Here is a 20,507-nt window from a genome sequence, read left to right as displayed (position 1 = left end):
CCACGCCCGCACCCCCGGAGCAGCACATGACGTACCTGTCCTCACCCGGGCCGTCCGGCCCGCCCAAACCCTCGCCCGGAGCAACCGGCCCCCGCGAGACCGGACCCTGCGCGGTCGGCCCCTTCCTGCCCCTGCACACTGCCCTGGTCCTGCTGACGGCGATCGTCATCGGTCTGATCGTCGCCGTCCTCACCTTCCTCAGCGGCACGCCGGCCGCCGGAGCGGCCCTCGCGGGCCTGCTCAGCACCGGAGCCGGTATCCCCGTGCTGCGCACGCTCATCGGCTGACGGACCCACTGCCCCCCGGGCGGGCCGTCCTTCCGGAACGGCCCGCCCGTCGGTGGTGCCGGTGGCAGAGACCGCCGGCGCTTCGCACAGCGACACCCGCCCGCCGCCGCGCCGGCCACACCCCGGCTGCGCGGCGCCATGGAAACGGAGAAGACGCATGCGCCGTAGAAGCACCCTCCTGCTCCTCGTACTCCTGATCTCGCTCATCCCCGGCCCGACAGCGCACGCATGGGGCCGGGAGCGAGCCGTCCCACCGTCCGGAGCCGTCGAGTCGAGCGGAATCGTCTCGCTGTCCCGCGGCCCGGACCGGCTCGACCTGTTCTGGATCCGGTCGGACGGGGCGGTCGCCACCGCGTACTGGAGCGACGGCCGTCAGGTATGGGACCCGCAGCTGGTCGCACCACCGGGCTCGGCCTCGGTGGGCTCGCTCGGCGGCGGGCTCGCCGCCGTGTCACGCAACCCGAACCACCTGGACGTCTTCTGGGTCCGGCCCGACGGCGGGGTCTCCAGCAACTGGTGGGACGCCGCCTCCCGACGCTGGGCCACACCCTTCCCGATCGCTGCCGCCCGCAGCGCCCTGCCGGGCACGCTGGCCGCCGTCTCACGCAACCCGGACCAGCTCGACGTCTTCTGGATCGGGCCGGACCGGGCCATCGGCACGACCGCGTGGAACCCGTCGCACGGCTGGCTGCGCCCGTGGCCGATCACGGCACCGGCGGCCGCACGCCACCCGGCCGGCGCCCTGTCGGTCGTCTCCCGCGTACGCGACCAGCTCGACCTGTTCTGGGTCCGGCCCGACGGCGGGGTCTCCACCGCGTGGTGGAACGCCCGGGCCAACTGGCCTTCCCGGTCCATCGCGCCCGCCGGACATGTCCTCGTCGGAGACCGGACCGCACCGCAGCGCGCGGCGCTGACCGTCGCGTCGCGCAGCGCCGACCAGCTGGACGTTTTCTGGATCGGCCCCGACGGAGCGATCGGCACCACGGCGTGGAACCCGCGGCTCGACTGGCCGGCGCCCTGGCCGATCACCGCGCCGGGCGCGGCACGGCCCGGGGCGCTCGCGGCCGTGGCGCGCACCCGCACGCGGCTGGAGGTGGCCTGGATCTCTCCCGGCGACCGCCTGCACACCTTGTCCCTCGACGACGACGTCCCCGGGGGCTGGTCGGGCTCGCCCGCCACGGCGGCGGGCAGTGCCCTGCCAGGCGCCGTGAGCCTGATCTCCCGCCGTCCCGGTCATCTCGACGCTTTCTGGGTCCGCCCCGACCGCCGGATCGGCACCGACACCTGGGACACCGAACACCTTCGGGTGCACGTCCTGCTGGTCGACCGCCCGGAGGGCGACGCCGCCGCATTCCGCACCAAACTCGCTGAGGTGACCGCGTTGTTCGGCAAGGTCGAGGTGATCGTCGACACCGTCTCCGTCGAGCACCGCGACATACCCGGCATGGAGAGCGTCGACGTGGGCGCCTGCGACGCGGAACATCCGCTGACCTCCGACCAGACCGAACTGTTCGGCCATCGCCCGGACGGCGTGCCCGACACGGATGTGGTCGTCTATGTCGTGGGTTCACTGCTGCCCGTCACACGCAACGGTCCGATCCTCGGGTGTGCGAGGCACCGGCCCGGCACACCCGAGGCGATCGTCGACACCGACGTCTCCTGGGGTGGCCTGGCGCACGAGATCGGCCATCTCCTCCTGGGCTCCGGCCACGAGAACAACCCGGACAACCTCATGTACGGATCGGAGGAACTGCGCAAGGTGCCGCCGGACATCCTGTCCCGGCAGAAGACCAAGATGTACACCAGCAGCCTCACCAACCCCTGACCCCCGGCGGTGACGTGCGTGCCGGGTGAGCCCATGGGCCGGACAGGCGCCCGGCACGCACTGCGGCTGGGGACGAGGTCACCGTCCCTCACGGGTCACCGTCCATCACGCCAGGCCAGCCATTTCGGAATGACATCCATTTTCATGTAGCCTCTCCCTCGTTCGCTCATCACACCGGAGGTCCCCATGGCCGTGCCCAAACGCAAGATGTCGCGCAGCAACACCCGGCACCGTCGCGCGCAATGGAAGGCGGCGACGCCCCCGTTGGTGACGGTCACGGTGGACGGCGTCCCGTACCGCGTCCCCCAGCGGCTGGCCAGGGCGTACGAGCGTGGCCTGCTCCGCCCCGAGGGCTGACACCGCATGACGCACACCCCCTCGCGCCGCCTGCCCGTCACCGTCCTGTCGGGGTTCCTCGGCGCCGGCAAGACGACCCTGCTCAACCATGTCCTCGCCAACCGTGAGGGCCTGCGCGTCGCCGTCATCGTCAACGACATGAGCGAGATCAACATCGACGCCGCCCTGGTGCGCGGCGGCGAGGCAGCCCTGTCGCGCACCGAGGAACGCCTGGTCGAGATGACCAACGGATGCATCTGCTGCACCCTGCGCGACGACCTGCTGGACGAGGTGGACCGGCTGGCGCGCGAGGGCCGCTTCGACTACCTCCTCATCGAGTCCTCCGGCATCTCCGAACCCCTGCCGGTCGCCGCCACGTTCGCCTTCGCGCGTGACGACGGCGCCACCCTCGGCGACCTGGCCCGGCTGGACACCATGGTCACGGTGGTGGACGCCGCCAACTTCCTGCCCGAACTGGCCGGCGGCGACGAACTGGTGGAACGGGGCCTCGACCAGTACGAGGACGACGAGCGCACGGTCAGCGACCTGCTGATGGACCAGATCGAGTTCGCCGACGTCATCGTCCTCAACAAGCTCGACCTCGTCGACGACACGTCCGCCGACCGGCTGCGAGCCACCCTGGCGCGGCTCAACCCCGCCGCCCGCGTCGTACCGGCCGTGCGGGGCCGCGTGCCGACCGGCGAGCTCCTGGGTACCGGCCGTTTCGACCTGGAGCGAGCACAGCAGGCTCCCGGCTGGGTCAGGGAACTCAACGGCGATCACGTTCCCGAGACGGAGGAGTACGGCATCTCCTCGACCGTCTTCCGCTCCGGGACGCCGTTTCACCCCGGCCGGCTGTGGACGTTCATCACCGAGTCGCTCGACAGCGGCGCCCATGGACAGGTACTCAGGTCCAAGGGCTTCTTCACGCTGTCCACCCGCCCTCAGGTGACAGGACTGTGGTCCCAGGCCGGCTCGGTGGCGCGCTTCGAGCCCTCCTCCGCGCGTGACGTCGAGAGCCCCTTCGCCCAGGAACTCGTGTTCATCGGCACCCACCTGAACACCGAGTCCCTGCGGGCGGCGCTGACCGACTGCCTGATGAGGGAAGACGAACCGGACCCTCGCGGCGACCCCTTCCCCGCCTGGGACACCTACGGCTTCGACGAGATCTGCGAGCACGAGCACGACCCCCTCACCTCCGTGGCGGGGCACTGAGACTCCGGGCCGGGCGGTGGTCGCAGCCACGGCACCGTCCGGTCCGGCCTCCCCCGCGAAGCGGTACGCCCGTCGGTCCGAGTGGTCATCCCGGCGGCATTCGGCTCCGCAGCCGGGCAGGGGCGGACGGGAAGGGCACCACGCTATGTTCGACCCGGCATTCGACTTCGGACATGCGGGGCGGGCGTGCGGAGAACAGAACAACGGGCCGACGGGACAGAGACGGAGAAGGAGCCGGTCGCCGAAAGGGACGACGAGAGTCCGATACGGGCCCGTATCCGGTTCGGGATGCTCGTGCTCTTGGGAGCGGTCCTCCTGATCGATGTGGTGCTCTTCCTGAGCGGCGGGTGGCTGGCGGCACCGGCCGTACAGGCCTGGCGGACCGTGTGTCTCGCCGTCACCGTGCAGGCGGTGCCGTTCCTGTTGCTGGGAACGGCCCTGTCCGGCGCCATCAGCGCGTTCGTCCCGGCGCGGGTGTTCAGCCGGGTGCTTCCGCAGCGGCCCGCGCTCGCCGTGCCGGTCGCCGGCGCCGCCGGAGTCGTCCTGCCCGGCTGTGAGTGTGCGTCGGTACCGGTGGCCGGCAGCCTGATCGGCCGGGGCGTCACCCCGGCCGCCGCCTTCGCGTTCCTGCTCTCGGCCCCCGCGGTCAACCCGGTGGTACTGACTGCCACGGCCATCGCCTTCCCCGGCAACCCCGCGATGGTGCTGGCCCGGCTGCTCGCCTCGCTCGCCACCGCCACCGTGATGGGCTGGCTGTGGCTCCGGTTCGGCCGCGACGAGTGGCTGCGCCCCGCCGTACGTCACTCCGGGCACCGGCCGGGGCACAGCCGCTGGACGGAATTCCGGCGCGGCTTCCAGCACGACTTCCTGCACGCGGGCGGTTTCCTGGTCCTCGGAGCCATGGCGGCCGCCACCTTCAACGTGGCAGTCCCGCGGTCGGTCCTCGAGACCTTCTCCGGTTCCGTCTGGCTGTCCGTGGTCTTCCTGGCCGGGCTCGCCATCCTGCTCTCGGTGTGTTCCGAGGCCGACGCGTTCGTGGCGGCCTCGCTCACCGGTTTCTCGCCCCTCGCGCGTTTGGCGTTCATGGTGGTCGGGCCGATGGTCGACCTGAAACTGATCGCCCTTCAGTCGGGCACGTTCGGCAGGGCCTTCGCGGTCCGCTTCTCCGCCGCCACGACGGTCGTGGCGATCCTTTGCAGCGTCCTGATCGGAGAGGTACTGCTGTGAGACCACTCCTCCAGGTGCCCCTGCTCGCTCTCAGCGGCCTCGGCGTGCTGCATGCCTCGCTCGTCACCGACCTGTACCTCAGGTACGTCAAGGAGGGCATGCGGCCCTTGCTGATCGCCTCGGGGGTGCTCCTGCTCCTGCTGGCAGCGGCGGAGACGGTGTCGTTCTGGAGGGTGGGCAGGGACGACGGCTCCGGTGAAGCCGACGACCACACCACCGTTCCGCGCGTCGCCTGGTTGCTCCTCTTCCCCGCCCTGAGCCTGCTCTTCTACGCCCCGCCTGCCCTCGGCGCCTACACCGCCGCCCGTGAACCCTCCAGGGCAGTGAAGGAACAGGACCACTTCGATCCGCTGCCCGCCACCTCGCCGGTCCCTCTCACGCTCACCGAGTTCACCGGCCGCGTGCGGCAGGACCGCGAGCAGGGCATCAAGGGACGCAGCGTGGTGATGACCGGTTTCGTGACGCCCGGCCCGGACGGCGACGGCTGGTACCTGACACGGCTCATGCTCAACTGCTGTGCCGCGGACGCCCAGTCCGTCAAGGTACGGATCCACGGCGCCCCGGACCTGCCCGCCGACACATGGGTGACCGTCACGGGAACCTGGCACAGCGACGGAACTCTGGGCACGGCCTCCGCAGCGGTCGCACTCGACGCGCGCAGCGTCACGAAGGTCACCCGGCCGGTGAACGCGTACCAGGACGCTCTGCCGCTCCCCACCACCAGGTGAACCGCACGGGGTTGCCCACCCCGCGAGCGAGGTGGGCAGGGCCGCCACCCGAGAGCCCTGGGCCCCGTGGGGCACGCACTGAGCGAGCGGCCGCGCTGGTGTCAGAATGCCGAGAGTGGTCACTGCACAGCGGGCAGTCCAGCACCCGCGCAGTGCACATCCGTCACCGGAACCGCTCCGTCGACGAGATACGCGGCCACGGTGTCGTCCACGCACGTGTTGCTCCGGCTGGCGAACACCCCGTGCGAGTAGTCGTCGTCGAGGGTGACCAGACGTGATCCGGGGAGCAGTCCGCGCAGTGCGCGGGCGCCCTCGATCGGCGTGACGGGGTCATGAGCGGAGGCGACCAGCAGAACGGGCGGGGCGTACGGGCTGCCGAGCCGGGTGCGGTGCGCGGGGCGGTGGTGCCAGTAGGCGCACGCGGAGGCTTCCATGCCGGTGAGGACCGGCTGCGGCTCGAGGCGACGGGTGCGGCGGATGTCCGTCAGGATCCGGCGGGCGTTCGGCGCGGGGCCGTCGGCGCACTTCACGACGCGGTTGGCGGCTTCGTAGTTGCGTGATGCGGCGCTGTCGAAGGCGGTGGCGGGGCGGAGGGCGTCGGGAGTGCCGCGGCGCAAATAGGTGCGCAGGCCGTCGGCCAGGCCGGCCCAGCGTTCGGTGCGGCCCAGGGCTCGGTAGACGGCGCGGTCGAACTCCGCCGGACCGAAGCCGGCGACCGGTCGAGCGGTGAGTCCTTCACGGACGCGCAGGTAGGCCCGCCGTACCGACTCTGCGTCCGCGCCCAGGGCGAAGCGCTGCTGATGGGCCGCGGTCCAGGCGAAGAAGGTGTCCCGCGCCCGCAGCAGCGCCCGGCTCTGGATCACGTCGAAGTCGTACCAGTCCCAGGGGCCGACCACGCTGTCGAGCACCATGTGCCCCACGCGGTGCGGGAATCGGGCGGCGTAGGCCGAGCCCAAGTAACTGCCGTACGACACACCGAGGAAGCTCGTCCGGGACTCCCCCAGCGCGGCACGGATGGCATCCATGTCGTACGCGGTCTGCTCCGTCGACAGGTAGGGCAGTACGTCGCCCGCAGCCGCCGCGCAGTCGTCGGCCATGTTCCGCAGGGACGCGAGGTACGACCGTTCCGCCACGGGTCCGACGGGTATCGGGTCGGCGCCGGGGCTGTCGAAGAGGCCGCCCATCGAGCCGCAGTGGACGGGTGTGCTCTGTCCGACGCCACGCGGGTCGAAACCGATGACGTCGTAGGCACGGCGCACACGCTCCGGGAGTTTGGCGCGCTTGGTGACCGCGTACGGCAGGCCGGAGCCGCCCGGGCCGCCCGGGTTCACGAGCAGGATGCCTCGGCGCTCGGCGGGGCTGCCGGATGCGGGGACGCGTGAGACCGCCACGTCGACGCTCGGCCCCTCGGGGTGGTGCCGGTCAAGAGGGACGGTGATCCGCCCGCACTCGACGGCATCCGGGGCGGGCGGCGCCGGTACCGAGTCGGGGCAGGCGCCGAAGCGAAGCGTCGGGGTCGAAGCGGGCTCGGCGTGGGACGGAGCCGTGGGCAGAAGGGCAGCCGCGGTCGTGAGGGCCGCCAGCAGGGCGGTGCGACGGGACAAGGGGTCTCTCCGAGCAGGTCGACGAAAGGGGGTGGTAAATGAAAATGATTATCGCTAGCGTGTGCGGAGCGCAAACCCCCGGCGCCGTCCCGTCCGACGGCCCTCTGGGCTGCCCGCTTACTGAACTGATCGCATGAAAAGGGGAGTTGTGGCTCATCTGCTGATGGTCGAGAGCTGGGTCGGATCGATGAGCAGACTGCTGCCACGGGCGATCCGGGAGGGCGGACACGAGTTCACCTTCCTCACCCGCGACCTGCACCACTACCTCCGCTCGGCGTCCGAGGGGGCGTCGCACCCCCTGCTCGGCGCGCGCAACATCATCACGGCCGACACCAACGACACCGGTGCGCTGCTGCCCGAGATCGAGCGGCTGCACGCGGCACTGCGCTTCGACGGCGTGCTCACCTCCTGTGACTACTACCTGCCGACGGTGGCCCGGATCGCGGGACACCTCGGCCTCCCGGGCTCACCCCCGGCGGCGGTCGAGAACGCCTGCCGCAAGGACGCCACACGCCGTGTCCTCGCGGATGCCGGGGTGCCCGGACCGCGCTTCGCCGTGCGGGAAGAGTGGGCCGGCATCTCCCGGGCCGCATGGGAGATGGGATACCCGCTGGTCGTCAAGCCCGTCGACCTGTGCGCGGGCATGTATGTGCGCCGCGTCGAGGACGAAGAGCAACTCGCCGCCGCTGTGGGGGCGCTGGCCGACTTCCCGGTCAACGCCCGAGGGCAGCGGCGCCGGCCGGCTGTCCTGATCGAGGAGTTGCTGGACGGCCCCGAGGTCAGCGTCGAGACGGTGTCGCACGCGGGTGCGGTCCATGTGGTGGGCGTCACCGACAAGAGCATCGGCGGGGCGCCCGCGTTCATCGAGACCGGGCACATGTTCCCGGCCGCCCTTTCCGCCGCCGACATGGAGGCCGCCGAGCGGACCGCCCTGGCCGCACTCGAGGCCCTCGGCCTGACCGACGGCGTGGTGGCGCACACCGAGATCAAACTGACCTCCGACGGCCCGCGCGTGGTCGAGGTCAATCCGCGGCCCGCCGGCAACCGCATCACCGAGCTGGTCCGCCATGTGACCGGCGTCGACCTGGCCGCGGCCTTCGTGGACGTGTCCCTGGGTCGGGCGCCCGACCTGCGCCGCAGCGACACAGGGTTGCGCAGCGCGGCCATCGGCTTCCTCGTGCCGGACACCTCGGGCACGCTCGCGTCGCTGGGCGGCGGCGACCTCCGGGACGCGGCGGGCGTGCTGGAGGTGCAGCTCGCCGAGCCCGGCAGGCAGGTCAAGGCGGCGGGCAGCAACAACGAGTACCTCGGCCATGTCATGGCGGTCGACGCCGAAGGGCCGGGAGCCCGCGATCAGGTCGAGGCTCTGCTCGGTGAACTGCGGTCCGGGATGGTGATCCGATGACCGCCGTCACCGGAACAGCCCGCACGGCGGTGTTCGAGACGTACCGGTCCTACGACGAGCTCGTGGCAGGAGTCCGCGCCGGTGAGCTGGGACCGGATGCGGCCTCGCAGCGGGTCGCCGTGGCCTTCACCACGCGGCAGGCCGTACGGCATGACGGGCGCGGCACCGGCTACCGCAACGAGGTCCTCAGCCTGCGTCTGGGCGAGGCTGTCGGCTCGTGCGCGGTCGAGCCCGGGACGCTTCCCGACCGGGCGGTCGAGGAGTGTGTGGGCACCGACATAGCGAGCCTGCTGGAACATCCGCTGACGGCGGTGCGGGTGGCCGCTCTCGACGCCTACCTGATGCACGTCACCCCCCATGTTCCGGAGCACGGGGCGCGGCCCCTTCCGCTGCTCGCCGGGACGTCGCTGGAGAAGTCCAGGGCCCGGGCGAAGGCCGTCGTCGAGTTGCTCGACCTGCCGGCGGACGCGACCGTGCTGGTGGTGGGGGTGGTCAACTCCCTGCTGGAGGAACTGCGAGCGCGCGGTCTGAGCTACGTGCCCTGTGACCTCAAGGGCGGGCTGACCGAGTGGGGCGAGGCCGTCGTCGCCGACGCGTTCGCCGCGGCCGACCGTTGCGACGCCCTGCTGGTGTCCGGGATGACGCTGGGCAACGGCACCTTCGAACCGCTGCGGCAGCATGCTCTGGCGCACGGCAAGCAGCTGGTGATGTTCGCCCAGACCGGCAGCGCCGTGCTGCCCCGCTTCCTCGGCCACGGGGTGAGCGCGGTGTGTGCGGAGCCCTACCCCTTCTTCTGGCTCGACGGCGGTCCCGGCACAGTCCACCGCTACCGCTCGGCCTGTCCGGGAGGCGCCCCGTGACCGCGACAGCCATATGCCCCGCCGCCGCCCGCCCGGAGCTGCTCACCCTGCTCGGCCGCACGCCCCTGGTCCGCGTCACCGCCGACCTGCCCGGGCCGCATCCCGGATTCTGGGCCAAGCTCGAAGGGCTCGCGGCGGGCGGCATGAAGGCACGGGCCGCCGTGTCGATGGTGCTGGGCGCCCGGGAGCGCGGTGAGCTGCGACCCGGCGCACCGGTGGTGGAGTCCACCTCCGGCACGCTCGGAATCGGGCTGGCGTTCGCGGGCCAGGCCCTCGGCCATCCCGTCGTGCTGGTCGGTGACAGTGAACTGGAGCCTTTCATGCGGCAGTTGCTGCGGGCCCACGGGGTGCGTCTGGAGATCGTGGACCGCCCCGCCGTGAAGGGCGGCTGGCAGGCCGCGCGCCTCGCACGGTTGCGGGAGTTGCTGTCCGTGCTGCCCGGCGCCTACTGGCCCGACCAGTACAACAACCCCGACAACAGCGCCGGTTACGCCTCCCTGGCCGCCGAACTCGTCGACCGGCTCGACCATCTGGACATCCTCGTGTGCAGCGTCGGCACCGGCGGCCACAGCGCGGGCATCATCGGCCCGCTGCGTCGGCGCTGGCCCGCGCTGCGGCTGATCGGCGTCGACTCGACGGGGTCCACGATCTTCGGCCAGCCCGCCCGGCCGAGGCTGATGCGCGGCCTCGGCAGCAGCATCCACCCGCGCAACGTGGCCTACGACGCCTTCGACGAGGTCCACTGGGTCGGTCCGGCGGAGGCCGTGGACAGCTGCCGGCGCCTGGCCCGGGGCAGTTTCGTCAGCGGCGGCTGGAGCACCGGCGCGGCCGCCCGCGTCGCCGCCTGGGCCGCCCGCGTCCACCCCGGCGCGGTCGTCGCCACCGTCTTCCCCGACGGCCCGCACCGCTACCTCGGCACGGTCTACGACGACGACTTCGCCACGGTCCACGGCCTCGACCCGTCCGCCGCGGCCACCCGCCCCGTCGAGATCACGCACCCCCGTGCGGCGGAGGCCACCGGCTGGGTGCGCTGCGCCCGCGTCGCCGATCCGCTCGCCTCAGGGAGGACCCCGTGAAGGCCACCCTGCGCACCGTACGCCTCGAACTCACCGAGCCGCTGCGCATCTCCCGATCCACCATGACGGCCCGCGACGCCCTGTGGCTGACCGTCGAGCACGACGGCGTCCGTGGCCACGGCGAGGCCGTCACGAGCGTCTATTACGGGCTCGACGCCGACACCTTGGGACGGCTCCTCACCGACGTCGGTACAGACCTTTCCCGCTTTCCCGACCCCGAGAACGCCCTTGCAGCCCTGCGGTCGGGCGAGTGGGCCGGTGCCGGCACTCCCCCGGCCGTGACGGCCGCCGTGGAGGCCGCGCTGCTCGACCTCGTCGGCAAGCGCGCAGGCAGCCCCGTGCACCGGCTGCTCGGTACCAGGACACCGCCGGTCGCGGCCACCGCACGCACCATCGGCATCACCTCCCTCACCCACGCGGCGGCACAGGCCCGTTGTCTCGCGGAGAGCGGTTTCGAGGTCATCAAGATCAAGGCGGGGACTCCCGATCCGGAGCACGACGTGGAGTGCGTCCGCGTCATCCACGACGCCGCGCCCCGCGCCCGGCTCCTGCTCGACCCCAACGGCGCGTGGACCGTGGCACAGGCGGAGAAGCTGCTGCCCCGGTTGTCCGGGCTCGGCGTCGAGGCCGTCGAACAGCCCCTCGCACCCGGCGACCCGGAGGCACTGGGCGCGCTGGCCGAACGCTCACCCGTGCCGGTCATCGCCGACGAGGACGCCGTGCACCTGGAGGACGTCCGCCGCCTGGCCGGACGCGTGCAGGGCGTCAACGTCAAGCTCGCCAAGTGCGGCGGTGTGCACGCGGCCCTGCGCATCGCGGAGTTGATCGACGGCAGTGGCACGGAGCTGATGCTGGGCTGCCTGACGGCCAGCAGTCTCGGCCTCGCGCCCGCCGTCCACCTCGCCGACCGGGCCCGCTGGGCGGACCTCGACGGGCACTTGCTGCTCGCCCACGACCCGTGGCACGGGATCGGCGGCGAAGACGGCGTCGTACGCGCAAGCGCCCGCCCTGGCCTCGGAGTTCAGGAGGTGAGGGCCTATGAGGACGTGGCGTGAGATGCGACGCTTCCCGTTCGCCGTCCAGCTCCTGCTCGTCAACCAGCTCGGCGTCAACACCGGCTTCTACCTGCTCATCCCCTACCTCGCCACGCACCTCACCGAGAACCTGGGCCTGTCGGCGGCCGTCGTCGGCATCGTCCTCGGCGTCCGCAACCTCAGCCAGCAAGGCCTGTTCATCATCGGCGGCTCCGCCTCCGACCGGCTCGGCGCACGAGGCGTCATCATCGCCGGATGCGCCCTGCGCACCCTCGGGTTCGCCCTGTTCGCGCTCGGTGACGACCTGGCCGTGCTGCTCGCCGCGTCCGTGCTCAGCGGGCTCGCCGGGGCGCTGTTCAACCCCGCCGTGCGCACCTACATCGCCCAGGAGGCGGACGGACGCAAGGCCGAGGCGTTCGCACTGTTCAATGTGTTCGCCACCACCGGCGCCCTGATCGGGCCGCTGCTGGGCAGCGCGCTGCTGCTCGTGGACTTCCGCACGTCCGCGCTGACCGCCGCCGGGATCTTCGCCGTCCTCACCGTCGCGCAGGCCGTCGTGCTGCCCGCCCGGGAAGTCGAGCCCAACACGAGCACGGTCATCGCCGACTGGCGCGAGGTCCTGGGCAATCGCGCCTTCCTCGCCTTCGCGCTCGCCATGGTCGGCATGTTCACCCTGGAGAACCAGCTGTACCTGCTGCTGCCCGACGGAGCCCGGCGGGCCACCGGCTGGGACGGCGCCGCCGGACTGGTCTTCGTCGTCGGCACTCTCGCCAACCTGGCGCTCCAGATGCGCATCACCCGCACCCTCAAGGTGCGAGGGGACCGGGCGCAGTGGATCACGGCGGGCCTGGGCCTGATGGCGTTGGCATTCCTGCCGCCCGCACTGGTGGCGTACGGCTCCGGCGGCCCGGACGGCCCGCTCGACGCAGCACTGCGCGCCCTGCCCGTCCTGATCGGCACGCTGCTGCTCCACCTCGGCGTGATGATCGCCCAGCCCTTCGTGATGGAGATGATCCCCGGCTTCGGCCGGGCCGAGCTCACCGGCACCTACTTCGGCGTCTTCTACGTGGTGTCCGGCATCGCCGCCGCCGTCGGTAACACCGTCGTCGGCTGGGCCATGGACACCGGGAAGCATGGCGGCGCCGACTGGCTGCCGTGGGTCTGCTGCGCCTTGTTCGGGCTCGCCTCCGCACTCGGCGTGGTCTGGCTGCACCGTCACGGATCGCTCCCGACGAGGCCGCAGCCCGCCAGCTTGAGGAAGGAGACGGTATGACCCCCGCGATCCTCCCGCACAACCTTCTCACCGACAACCCTGAGCTGTACGAGGCCCGCTTCCCCGACCCCGACCGGCTGGCCGGCCGCTGGACGGATGACTGCCTGCGACGTCACGGGTCGGGAGAGCGGGTGCTGGACATGGGCTGCGGCACAGGCCGCGATGCCGCCCAGCTGCACGGCGCCGGCCACACGGTCACCGCCGCCGACCTCTCCGAGGCGATGCTCACCCATGCCCGCGTCCACCACCCCGGACCCGAGTACGTCCGGGCAGACCTGCACGGCTTCGACCTGGGACACGGCGCGTACGACGCCGTCGTATGCCTGGACAGCGCCCTGTTGTACTGCCACACCAACGACCAGCTCGACACCTTTCTCTCCTCCTGCCGCCGGGCCCTGTCCCCGGGCGGCCTGCTGGTCGCGGAGATGCGCAACGGCGCCTACTTCCTCGGCCGAACCGACCTGCTGGACGGGCCCACCGTCCACGAGTTCACCTGGCAGGGCACCGCCTACCGTTCCATCACCTCGCTCACCGTGGACCGCACGGCCCAACTCCTGCGCCGTACCCGCATATGGTCCGCCGACGACGGATCGGAACCGGTCGAGCAGCACTCCGCCTGGCGCCTGCTCTTCCCGCAGGAACTACGCCATCTGCTGGCCGTCCACGGCTTCGAGGTCCTCGAACTCCACGACGGGCCCGGCCCACGCACCGAACCACGCTGGCACGAAGGACAGCCGCCCGGCCGCACGACGGACGCCGACCGGCTGCACGTCGTCGCACGCCTCCACTCCATCCGCTGAACCACACTCCAAGGGACACTCATGTACGACGAACGTCTTCCCGGCCTGCGTCGCCGCGGCTTCCTCGCCGCCACCTCAGGGGTCGCCGGCCTCGCCCTCGTCGGCTGCGGCGGCGGCACCGACGACAAGGCGGACAGCGGCTCCGGCGACACGCCGAAGCGCGGCGGCCGGCTGCGTGCCGCGTTCGCCGGCGGTGGCGCCGGCGAGACCCTCGACCCGCATCTGGCCAACCTCTTCGCCGACGCCGCCCGGGCCAAGGCACTGTTCGACAAGCTCGCCGACTACGGCGCCGACCTGTCCGCACAACCCCGCCTCGCCGAGAAATGGGAATCCAACAAGACCCTGGACCGCTGGCATGTCACCCTGCGCGAGGCCACCTTCCACAACGGAAGGCCGGTCACCGCCGCGGACGTCCTCTACAGCTACCGCCGCATCGCCGACCCGAAGCAGGCGTTCCGCGCCAAGGCGTCCCTGGAACCCATCGACCTCGACGCCAGCCGCGCGACCGGTCAGCGGTCGATCGAGTTCGTCCTCAAGCGGCCCACCGCCGAATTCCCCAACGTTCTGGCCGCGTTCGGTGCCTACGTCGTCCCGGAGAACGCCTCCGACTTCGACAGGAAGCCCATCGGTTCCGGCCCTTTCCGGTTCGTCTCCTTCACCCCCGGCCGTTCCGCCGTCTTCCGCCGCAACGACGACTACTGGGAGGGCGCCCCGCACCTCGACGAGCTCGAGTTCGTCGTCGCCAACGAGGAGTCCGCCCGCGTGAACGCCCTCCTCGGCGGACAGGTCGAGTACGCCCACGAGCTCAACCCCACCACCGCCCGCGCCCATGAGGGCAGGGGACAGATCGAGATCGTGCGGCTCCGGGGCAGCGCCATGCAGGCGTTCTGCATGAAGACCGACCGGGCCCCCTTCGACGACAAGCGGGTCCGCGAGGCGTTCTTCCTCATGGCCGACCGCAAGGAACTCGTCGACGGTGCCCTGGCCGGCGCGGGCGTCATCGGCAACGACCTGTTCGGCAAGGGCTACGAGTACTACGCCGACAGCCTCCCCCAGCGGGAACAGGACCTGGACAAGGCCCGCGCCCTGCTCAAGCAGGCAGGTGCCGAGAACCTCAAGGTCACCCTCGACACCTCGGCCGTCGCCGCCGGATTCACCGAGGCCGCCGGCATCTTCCGCGACCAGGCGAAGAAGGCGGGCGTGACGATCGACGTGAAGATGGGCAGCAAGGACTCCTACTGGGCCGACATCCTCGACGGCGGCACCCTGTGCTGCTACCGCTCCGGTGCCATGCCCATCGAGTCCCACATCTCCCAGCGCCTGCTCACCGACTCCACCACCAACGCCACCAGGTGGAAGCACAAGGACTTCGACGCGCAGTACCAGCAGGCCCAGTCCACCCGTGACAAGACCGAACGGGCGGCCGTGTACGAGCGGATGCAGCGCCGCTTGTACTCCGAAGGCGGCTTCCTCATCTGGGGGTTCGCCGACTGGATTCTCGGAACCGCGCGCAGCGTACGGGGGGTTGAGAGCAAGGCTCCCGCCAACACCCTCGACTGGGCCCGGTTCGACAAGGTCTGGCTGGCGTGAGCGGACTGCGTTCCTTCGTCGCCCGGCGGCTGCTCCTCGGCGCCGCGCAGACCGTGGCCGTCGTGCTGCTGGTCTTCGTGCTCACCGAGGCGCTGCCGGGCGATGCCGCCGTCGCCCTGGCCGGCGACCAGCCCGACCCCGCTCGGATCGCCGCCATCCGCGAGGCCATGCACCTCGACCGGCCCGCCCACGAACGGCTTGCCGACTGGGCAGCGGGACTGCTCCACGGCGACCTCGGCACCTCCCTGACCTCCGGCCGCCCGGTCGGCCAGTACATCGCCGACGGCTTCGGCCCCACCGTCCTGCTGGCGACGCTCACCGTGGCCCTGCTCATCCCGGCCGGCTTCGGCCTCGGCGTACTCGCCGCCCGTCATGAAGGGCGCCTCACCGACCGGCTGATCAGCTCGGTCACGCTCGCCGTGTACGCGGTGCCCGAGTTCGCCCTCGGCGTGCTGCTGGTGAGCGTCCTCGCGCTCCGGCTGGGCTGGCTGCCGCCGACCGCCGTCGGCTACGGGACCGACCTGCTCGGCCACCCGGCCGCGCTCGTCCTGCCTGTGCTGGTGCTGCTGTCCCGGCCGGTGTGCTCCCTGTCTCGTCTGGTGCGGGCGGGCATGATCGACGCGCTCGCCTCCCCCTACGCGGCCCAGGCCCGCCGCTACGGCGTCTCCGGCGCCCGCGTCCGCTACACGCACGCCCTGCCCAACGCGCTCGCCCCCGCTGCCCAGCAACTCGCCCGCACCATCGACTGGCTGCTGTGCGGCGTCATCGTCGTGGAGGCTCTCTACGTGATCCCGGGACTCGGCACCGTCCTGCTCAACGCCGTCGCCGAACGCGACGTGCCGGTGGTCCAGGGGCTCGCCGTGGTGTTCGGCGTGCTGACCGTCGTACTGAACCTGGGCGCGGATCTCGTCACCCACCGGCTCACGCCTCGGGCGGGGGTGGCCGCATGACGAGGCAAGGGACCGGTCGCTTCGCCCTCGGCGTGACGGTCGTCGCCGTGCCCCTCGCACTGGCCCTGCTCGGCCCGGTGTTCGCCGGTGAGCCAGAACCGCGGACAAGGTCCTTCACCGTGGGCCACGGCCACTGGCTCGGTACCGACTTCGTGGGCCGCGACGTCTGGCAGCAGGTCCTGCACGGCGGCCGTCCGGTCGTGCTGACCGCCCTCGCCGCGACCGCCCTGTCCTGTCTCGTCGCGCTCCCGGTCGGCCTGGCCGGTGCGCTCACCCACCGCCGCTGGCTGGACGAACTGCTGATGCGGCCCCTGGACGTCCTGCTCGCCGTCCCGTCGCTGCTGCTGATCCTGCTGGCCGCCACCGTCTTCTCCCCCGGCGCCGTGGGTCTCACCCTGCTGGTCGCACTGGTGAACGTGCCCGATGCGGCCCGGCTCGTCCGCGCCACCGCCGCGGAGGCCGCCGCCCGTCCCGCGGTCGAGGCGCTGCGCATGCAGGGGGAGACGTGGTGGGGGATCGCCGTCGGATACGTCGGCCGATCCATCCTGCGCACCCTGGCCGCCGACGCCGGAACCCGGCTGACCGGCGTGCTGTACCTGGTCGCCACAGCCGCGTTCCTCGGTGTCGGTGTGGCCCCGGATGCCGCGGACTGGGCGGTCATGGTCGACCGCAACCGAACCGGCCTGTTCGTCCAGCCCTGGGCTGTCGTGGTTCCCGCCCTGCTGATCGTGGCCCTGACGATGGGCACCAACCTCCTCTTCGACGCCGCGCTGGCCGACGACCGACGACGGGATCGCACCCGCGACGGAGTCGGACGGATCCCGCGAGCGACCAGGACCGTCCGCAACCGGGCAGAGAGCGAGGCACGCCCGTGAACAGCACAGACGACACGACGGACCAGACCGGCACGCCCTTGGAGCCCGGTGACACCGCGGAGAGGGCCGTGGCCACGATCCGCAACCTGCGCGTCGAGGTCGACGGCAGGGCACTCGTCGACGGAGTGAGCCTCAGCGCCCTCCCCGGCACGATCACCGCCCTGATCGGCGCCTCCGGCAGCGGCAAGACCACCACCGGGCTCGCCCTGCTCGGCGAGTACCCGTCCGGCGCCCGCGTCACCGGTGACGTACGCCGAGCGGCCGACGGCCTGGTCGGCTACATCCCCCAGCACCCCGCCGCCGTGCTCAACCCCGCCCGCCGCATCACGGCCCTCCTGACCGACATCGCCCGCCCCCAGGTACGCCACCTGCCCCGCCGCCACCGCAGGTCAGCGACTCGCGAACGCGTCCTGCGCGCCCTCGCCGAGGCCCAGCTCCCGGACGCCGAGTCCCTGCTGAACCGCTACCCGCACCAGCTCTCCGGCGGCCAGCAGCAACGCGTCGTCCTCGCCCAGGCCCTGCTGCTCGGCGCGCGGGTGCTGGTCGCCGACGAGCCCACCACCGGTCAGGACGCCCTCACGAAGAGCCGTATCGTCGACCAGCTGACGGCCCTCGCGGCACGCGGCATCGCCGTCGTGCTGCTCAGCCACGACCTGGACGTCGTGCGGGCACTCGCCGACGAGGTGATCGTCATGCGGGCGGGCCGGGTCGTCGAGTCGGGCCCGCCGCACGATGTGCTGCTCGCGCCCCGGCACGCATGGACGCGCGAGCTGCTCTCCGGCGAACCGGAGCGGCCGGACAGCGCGCCCGGTGCCGGGCGCCCACTCCTGCGGATACGCGACCTGACCGCATACCACCGCACCGGCACACGCCGTACGACCGAGGTGCTGCGCGTTCCCGGGCTGGAGCTGCGCGCGGGTGAATGCCTGGCCGTCGTCGGCCGCTCCGGCAGTGGCAAGACGACCCTCGCCCGCTGCCTCGCCGGACTCCACCGCGACCACTCCGGCCAGATCCTCCTCGACGGCACGTCCCTTCCGCGCAGCCTGCGCGACCGCGACCGCGCCCGGTTGGCGTCCGTGCAGTACGTCTTCCAGGACGCCCGCGCCGCATTCGACGAACACCGTCCCGTCCTGCACCAGGTCGCCCGCACCGCGGTCCGGCTGCGCGGCGCCGAGACCTCCGCCGCGACGCAGGAGGCACTGACGACTCTGGCCGACCTCGGCCTCCCCGAGGACCTGGTCCGCCGACGGCCCGGACAGCTCTCCGGCGGTGAACTCCAGCGCGCGGCCCTCGGACGCGCCCTGCTCGCCCGGCCCCGTGTCCTCATCTGCGACGAGATCACCTCCGGACTCGACACGATCACGCGGCGCGGCATCCTCGGCGTCCTCAGGACCCTGCTCAAAGGCCGCGACGACCTGTCCCTGGTCCTGATCACCCACGACCAGGACACCGCGGCCCTGGCCCACCGCATCGCGGTCCTGGACGCGGGCGCACTCATCGAACAGGGACCGGCCCACAAGGTCCTCAGCACACCGAGCCACCCGTTCTCCACGTCGGGTCGGCGATGAATGTCCCGGCCATCGCGCGGCTTGGCATCATCGGCGGAACGGCGGAGAACAGTCGCGAAGACGGTCAGGATGGTCGAGACGCCGTCGGACCCGTACGAGCAGCGTTGACCCGGTCGACGCGCCCCGGTCGCACCCACCGACCACCGGGGGGGACAGGGCGCACCCACCGACCACGGGGGGACCTGCCCAGCCGATGACCTCCCGTGATCGAGGCTGAGACCACACACGGCCCTTCCCGTACTCTTCATCAGAGGCGCCGCGCAGGCCCGGCTCCGGAGGGGGGTAGGAACCAGCGCGAGGGAGACGGACGGCATGGAAGCCGCTGACCGGCAGAACGCCGGAGACCAGGACGGGGTCGGCGGACCCGGTACCGGCGCGGGTCACTTCCCGCCTTCGGCCACAGGCCACGGGCACATCCCGGTGATGGACGACGGGCGCGCAAGATGACCGGCAGCGGACATGGCTCCGGGCACGGATCCGGAGCGGGTGCCGGCGGTCACGGGCAGGCACACAGCCACAGTCACAGCCACGGGCCCGCCGCGCCTGTCTCGACGCATCTGCGCAAGGTCATCGCGGCGATCCTCATCCCGTTCGGTGCCGCCGTACTGGTCGGGCTCGTGGTGCTGTGGCCCGGCGGCGCTCCGGGGCACGAGCGCACCGGAGTGGGCTTCGACCGGCAGACCCAACGGGCCACGGTCACCGAGGTCGTCGAGGTGAGCTGCGCGTCCGTGAATGCCTCGGGCGACACACCGACCGGGGACACCTCCACGGCCGAGGGCTCCTCCGCCCAGGAGCAGGAGGGCGGCACCTGCAAGAGAGCCACGGTCCGCGTGGACACCGGGAAGGACAAGGGCCGTACGTTCACCGAGATCGTCCAACCGGACCAGTCACGGCAGTTGGAACAAGGCGAGAAGGTGTTGGTCGCCTACGAGCCCTCCGCGCCGAAGGACCTGCAGTACTCGGTCACCGACGTCAACCGCCGGGTCCCGATGACGGTGCTGGCCGTCATCTTCGCCGTCGCCGTCGTGGTCGTCGGGCGGCTGCGCGGCGTCATGGCGCTGGTCGCGCTGGCCACCAGTTTTCTGATCCTGAACTTCTTCATCCTGCCCGCGATCCTGCAGGGCTCCGACCCCCTGCTCGTGGCGGTGATCGGCTCGAGCGCCATCATGCTGATCGCGCTCTACCTGTGTCACGGCCTCTCGGCCCGCACGTCGGTGGCGGTCCTCGGCACATTGATCTCGCTGCTGCTGATCGGCTTCCTGGGCTCCTGGTTCGTCGAGTGGGCGGCGCTCACCGGCGACACCGACGACAACACCGGCCTGATCCACGGCCTGTACCCGTCGATCGACATGAGCGGTCTGCTGCTCGCCGGCATCATCATCGGCTCGCTCGGTGTCCTCGACGACGTGACGGTCACCCAGACGTCGGCTGTCTGGGAACTGCACGAGGCGAACCCGGCGATGGGCCGGCGCGGGCTGTACCAGGCCGGCATCCGCATCGGCCGCGACCACATCGCGTCCGTGGTGAACACGCTGGTCCTCGCCTATGCCGGTGCCGCGCTACCGCTGCTGCTGCTCTTCTCGATCGCGCGGAGCAGCGCCGGCACAGTCGCCAACAGCGAACTGGTCGCCGAGGAGATCGTACGCACGCTGGTGGGTTCCATCGGCCTCGTGGCGTCGGTGCCGGTCACCACGGGCCTGGCCGCCCTGATGGTCGCCGCCGACCGGCCCGGCCGACAGACGGAAACGGCGACGGCGGGCCCGGCGGTGGCCGGGGCGGCGGCTACCCGCCGGGGCCGACGGCGACGCAAGCGTTGTCGTCGGCCCCGGGGCGGTGACGGCGCCACTGGCGGGG

General features: G+C 71.9%; 17 protein-coding genes and 1 pseudogene. 17 read left to right on the top strand and 1 reads right to left on the bottom strand.

The annotated features are described in order from the left end of the window. Positions 1-26 precede the first annotated feature (26 nt). The 6 genes from ACFV20_RS10750 (at position 27) to ACFV20_RS10725 (ending at position 5,618) form a co-directional block, all read left to right on the top strand. Entirely contained in the window at positions 27-287 is a 261-nt protein-coding gene (locus ACFV20_RS10750) for a hypothetical protein (RefSeq protein ID WP_385654945.1), read from the top strand. Between the two features lie 157 nt (positions 288-444). After that, complete coding sequence (locus tag ACFV20_RS10745) at positions 445-2,112, top strand: hypothetical protein (protein WP_385654944.1); 1,668 nt, start codon at positions 445-447, stop codon at positions 2,110-2,112. Positions 2,113-2,298: 186 nt separating this feature from the next. Then, positions 2,299-2,469, top strand: coding sequence for a 50S ribosomal protein L32 (rpmF, locus tag ACFV20_RS10740; protein ID WP_385654942.1), 171 nt, complete (start codon positions 2,299-2,301; stop codon positions 2,467-2,469). A 6-nt stretch (positions 2,470-2,475) separates the two neighbouring features. Beyond that, a complete protein-coding gene (locus ACFV20_RS10735) occupies positions 2,476-3,663 on the top strand; it encodes a GTP-binding protein (RefSeq protein WP_385654940.1) in 1,188 nt (395 codons plus the stop codon). Between the two features lie 288 nt (positions 3,664-3,951). Continuing rightward, positions 3,952-4,890: a permease gene (locus tag ACFV20_RS10730; RefSeq protein WP_385654939.1), complete on the top strand. Its 939-nt coding sequence runs from the start codon at positions 3,952-3,954 to the stop codon at positions 4,888-4,890. Next, on the top strand, positions 4,887-5,618 hold the full coding sequence (locus ACFV20_RS10725) for a TIGR03943 family putative permease subunit (protein WP_385654937.1): 732 nt from the start codon (positions 4,887-4,889) through the stop codon (positions 5,616-5,618). Before ACFV20_RS10730 ends, ACFV20_RS10725 begins: the two co-directional genes overlap by 4 nt. Positions 5,619-5,737: 119 nt before the next feature. On the opposite strand, the gene ACFV20_RS10720 is transcribed toward ACFV20_RS10725, so the two are convergent. Beyond that, positions 5,738-7,222 (bottom strand): alpha/beta hydrolase, encoded by a 1,485-nt coding sequence (locus ACFV20_RS10720; RefSeq protein ID WP_385654935.1) that lies wholly within the window; start codon positions 7,220-7,222, stop codon positions 5,738-5,740. A 148-nt stretch (positions 7,223-7,370) separates the two neighbouring features. Between ACFV20_RS10720 and ACFV20_RS10715 the strand changes: the two genes are divergently transcribed. The 11 genes and pseudogenes from ACFV20_RS10715 to ACFV20_RS10665 all read left to right on the top strand — a co-directional run. Beyond that, positions 7,371-8,627 (top strand): ATP-grasp domain-containing protein, encoded by a 1,257-nt coding sequence (locus tag ACFV20_RS10715; protein WP_385655296.1) that lies wholly within the window; start codon positions 7,371-7,373, stop codon positions 8,625-8,627. Beyond that, positions 8,624-9,487 carry a Rossmann-like domain-containing protein gene (locus ACFV20_RS10710; RefSeq protein ID WP_385654933.1) on the top strand — a complete coding sequence of 288 codons (864 nt, stop codon included), beginning with the start codon at positions 8,624-8,626 and terminating at the stop codon, positions 9,485-9,487. Before ACFV20_RS10715 ends, ACFV20_RS10710 begins: the two co-directional genes overlap by 4 nt. Further along, positions 9,484-10,563 (top strand): PLP-dependent cysteine synthase family protein, encoded by a 1,080-nt coding sequence (locus tag ACFV20_RS10705; protein ID WP_385654932.1) that lies wholly within the window; start codon positions 9,484-9,486, stop codon positions 10,561-10,563. Before ACFV20_RS10710 ends, ACFV20_RS10705 begins: the two co-directional genes overlap by 4 nt. Further along, positions 10,560-11,618, top strand: coding sequence for a dipeptide epimerase (locus tag ACFV20_RS10700; protein ID WP_385654930.1), 1,059 nt, complete (start codon positions 10,560-10,562; stop codon positions 11,616-11,618). Before ACFV20_RS10705 ends, ACFV20_RS10700 begins: the two co-directional genes overlap by 4 nt. Then, positions 11,602-12,870, top strand: a complete 1,269-nt coding sequence (locus ACFV20_RS10695; protein WP_385654928.1) for an MFS transporter — start codon at positions 11,602-11,604, stop codon at positions 12,868-12,870. Before ACFV20_RS10700 ends, ACFV20_RS10695 begins: the two co-directional genes overlap by 17 nt. Further along, a complete protein-coding gene (locus ACFV20_RS10690) occupies positions 12,867-13,670 on the top strand; it encodes a class I SAM-dependent methyltransferase (RefSeq protein ID WP_385654926.1) in 804 nt (267 codons plus the stop codon). The genes ACFV20_RS10695 and ACFV20_RS10690 overlap by 4 nt, the downstream gene beginning before the upstream one ends. Before the next feature lie 21 nt (positions 13,671-13,691). After that, the gene (locus ACFV20_RS10685) at positions 13,692-15,260 is read left to right on the top strand and encodes an ABC transporter substrate-binding protein (protein ID WP_385654924.1); all 1,569 of its coding nucleotides are present in this window, start codon (positions 13,692-13,694) and stop codon (positions 15,258-15,260) included. Further along, positions 15,257-16,210 (top strand): ABC transporter permease, encoded by a 954-nt coding sequence (locus tag ACFV20_RS10680; protein WP_385654921.1) that lies wholly within the window; start codon positions 15,257-15,259, stop codon positions 16,208-16,210. Before ACFV20_RS10685 ends, ACFV20_RS10680 begins: the two co-directional genes overlap by 4 nt. Further along, positions 16,207-17,085 (top strand): ABC transporter permease, encoded by an 879-nt coding sequence (locus tag ACFV20_RS10675; protein ID WP_385654918.1) that lies wholly within the window; start codon positions 16,207-16,209, stop codon positions 17,083-17,085. The genes ACFV20_RS10680 and ACFV20_RS10675 overlap by 4 nt, the downstream gene beginning before the upstream one ends. Further along, positions 17,082-18,653, top strand: coding sequence for an ABC transporter ATP-binding protein (locus ACFV20_RS10670; protein ID WP_385654916.1), 1,572 nt, complete (start codon positions 17,082-17,084; stop codon positions 18,651-18,653). Before ACFV20_RS10675 ends, ACFV20_RS10670 begins: the two co-directional genes overlap by 4 nt. Positions 18,654-18,965: 312 nt before the next feature. Continuing rightward, positions 18,966-20,507: pseudogene (locus tag ACFV20_RS10665) on the top strand (YibE/F family protein); the annotation flags it as partial.

The sequence above is a fragment of the Streptomyces sp. NPDC059696 genome (assembly GCF_042733745.1).
Taxonomy (GTDB): Bacteria; Actinomycetota; Actinomycetes; order Streptomycetales; family Streptomycetaceae; genus Streptomyces.
Note: the sequence above shows the minus strand (reverse complement) of the source record. Positions and strands in the feature narration are given on the sequence as shown.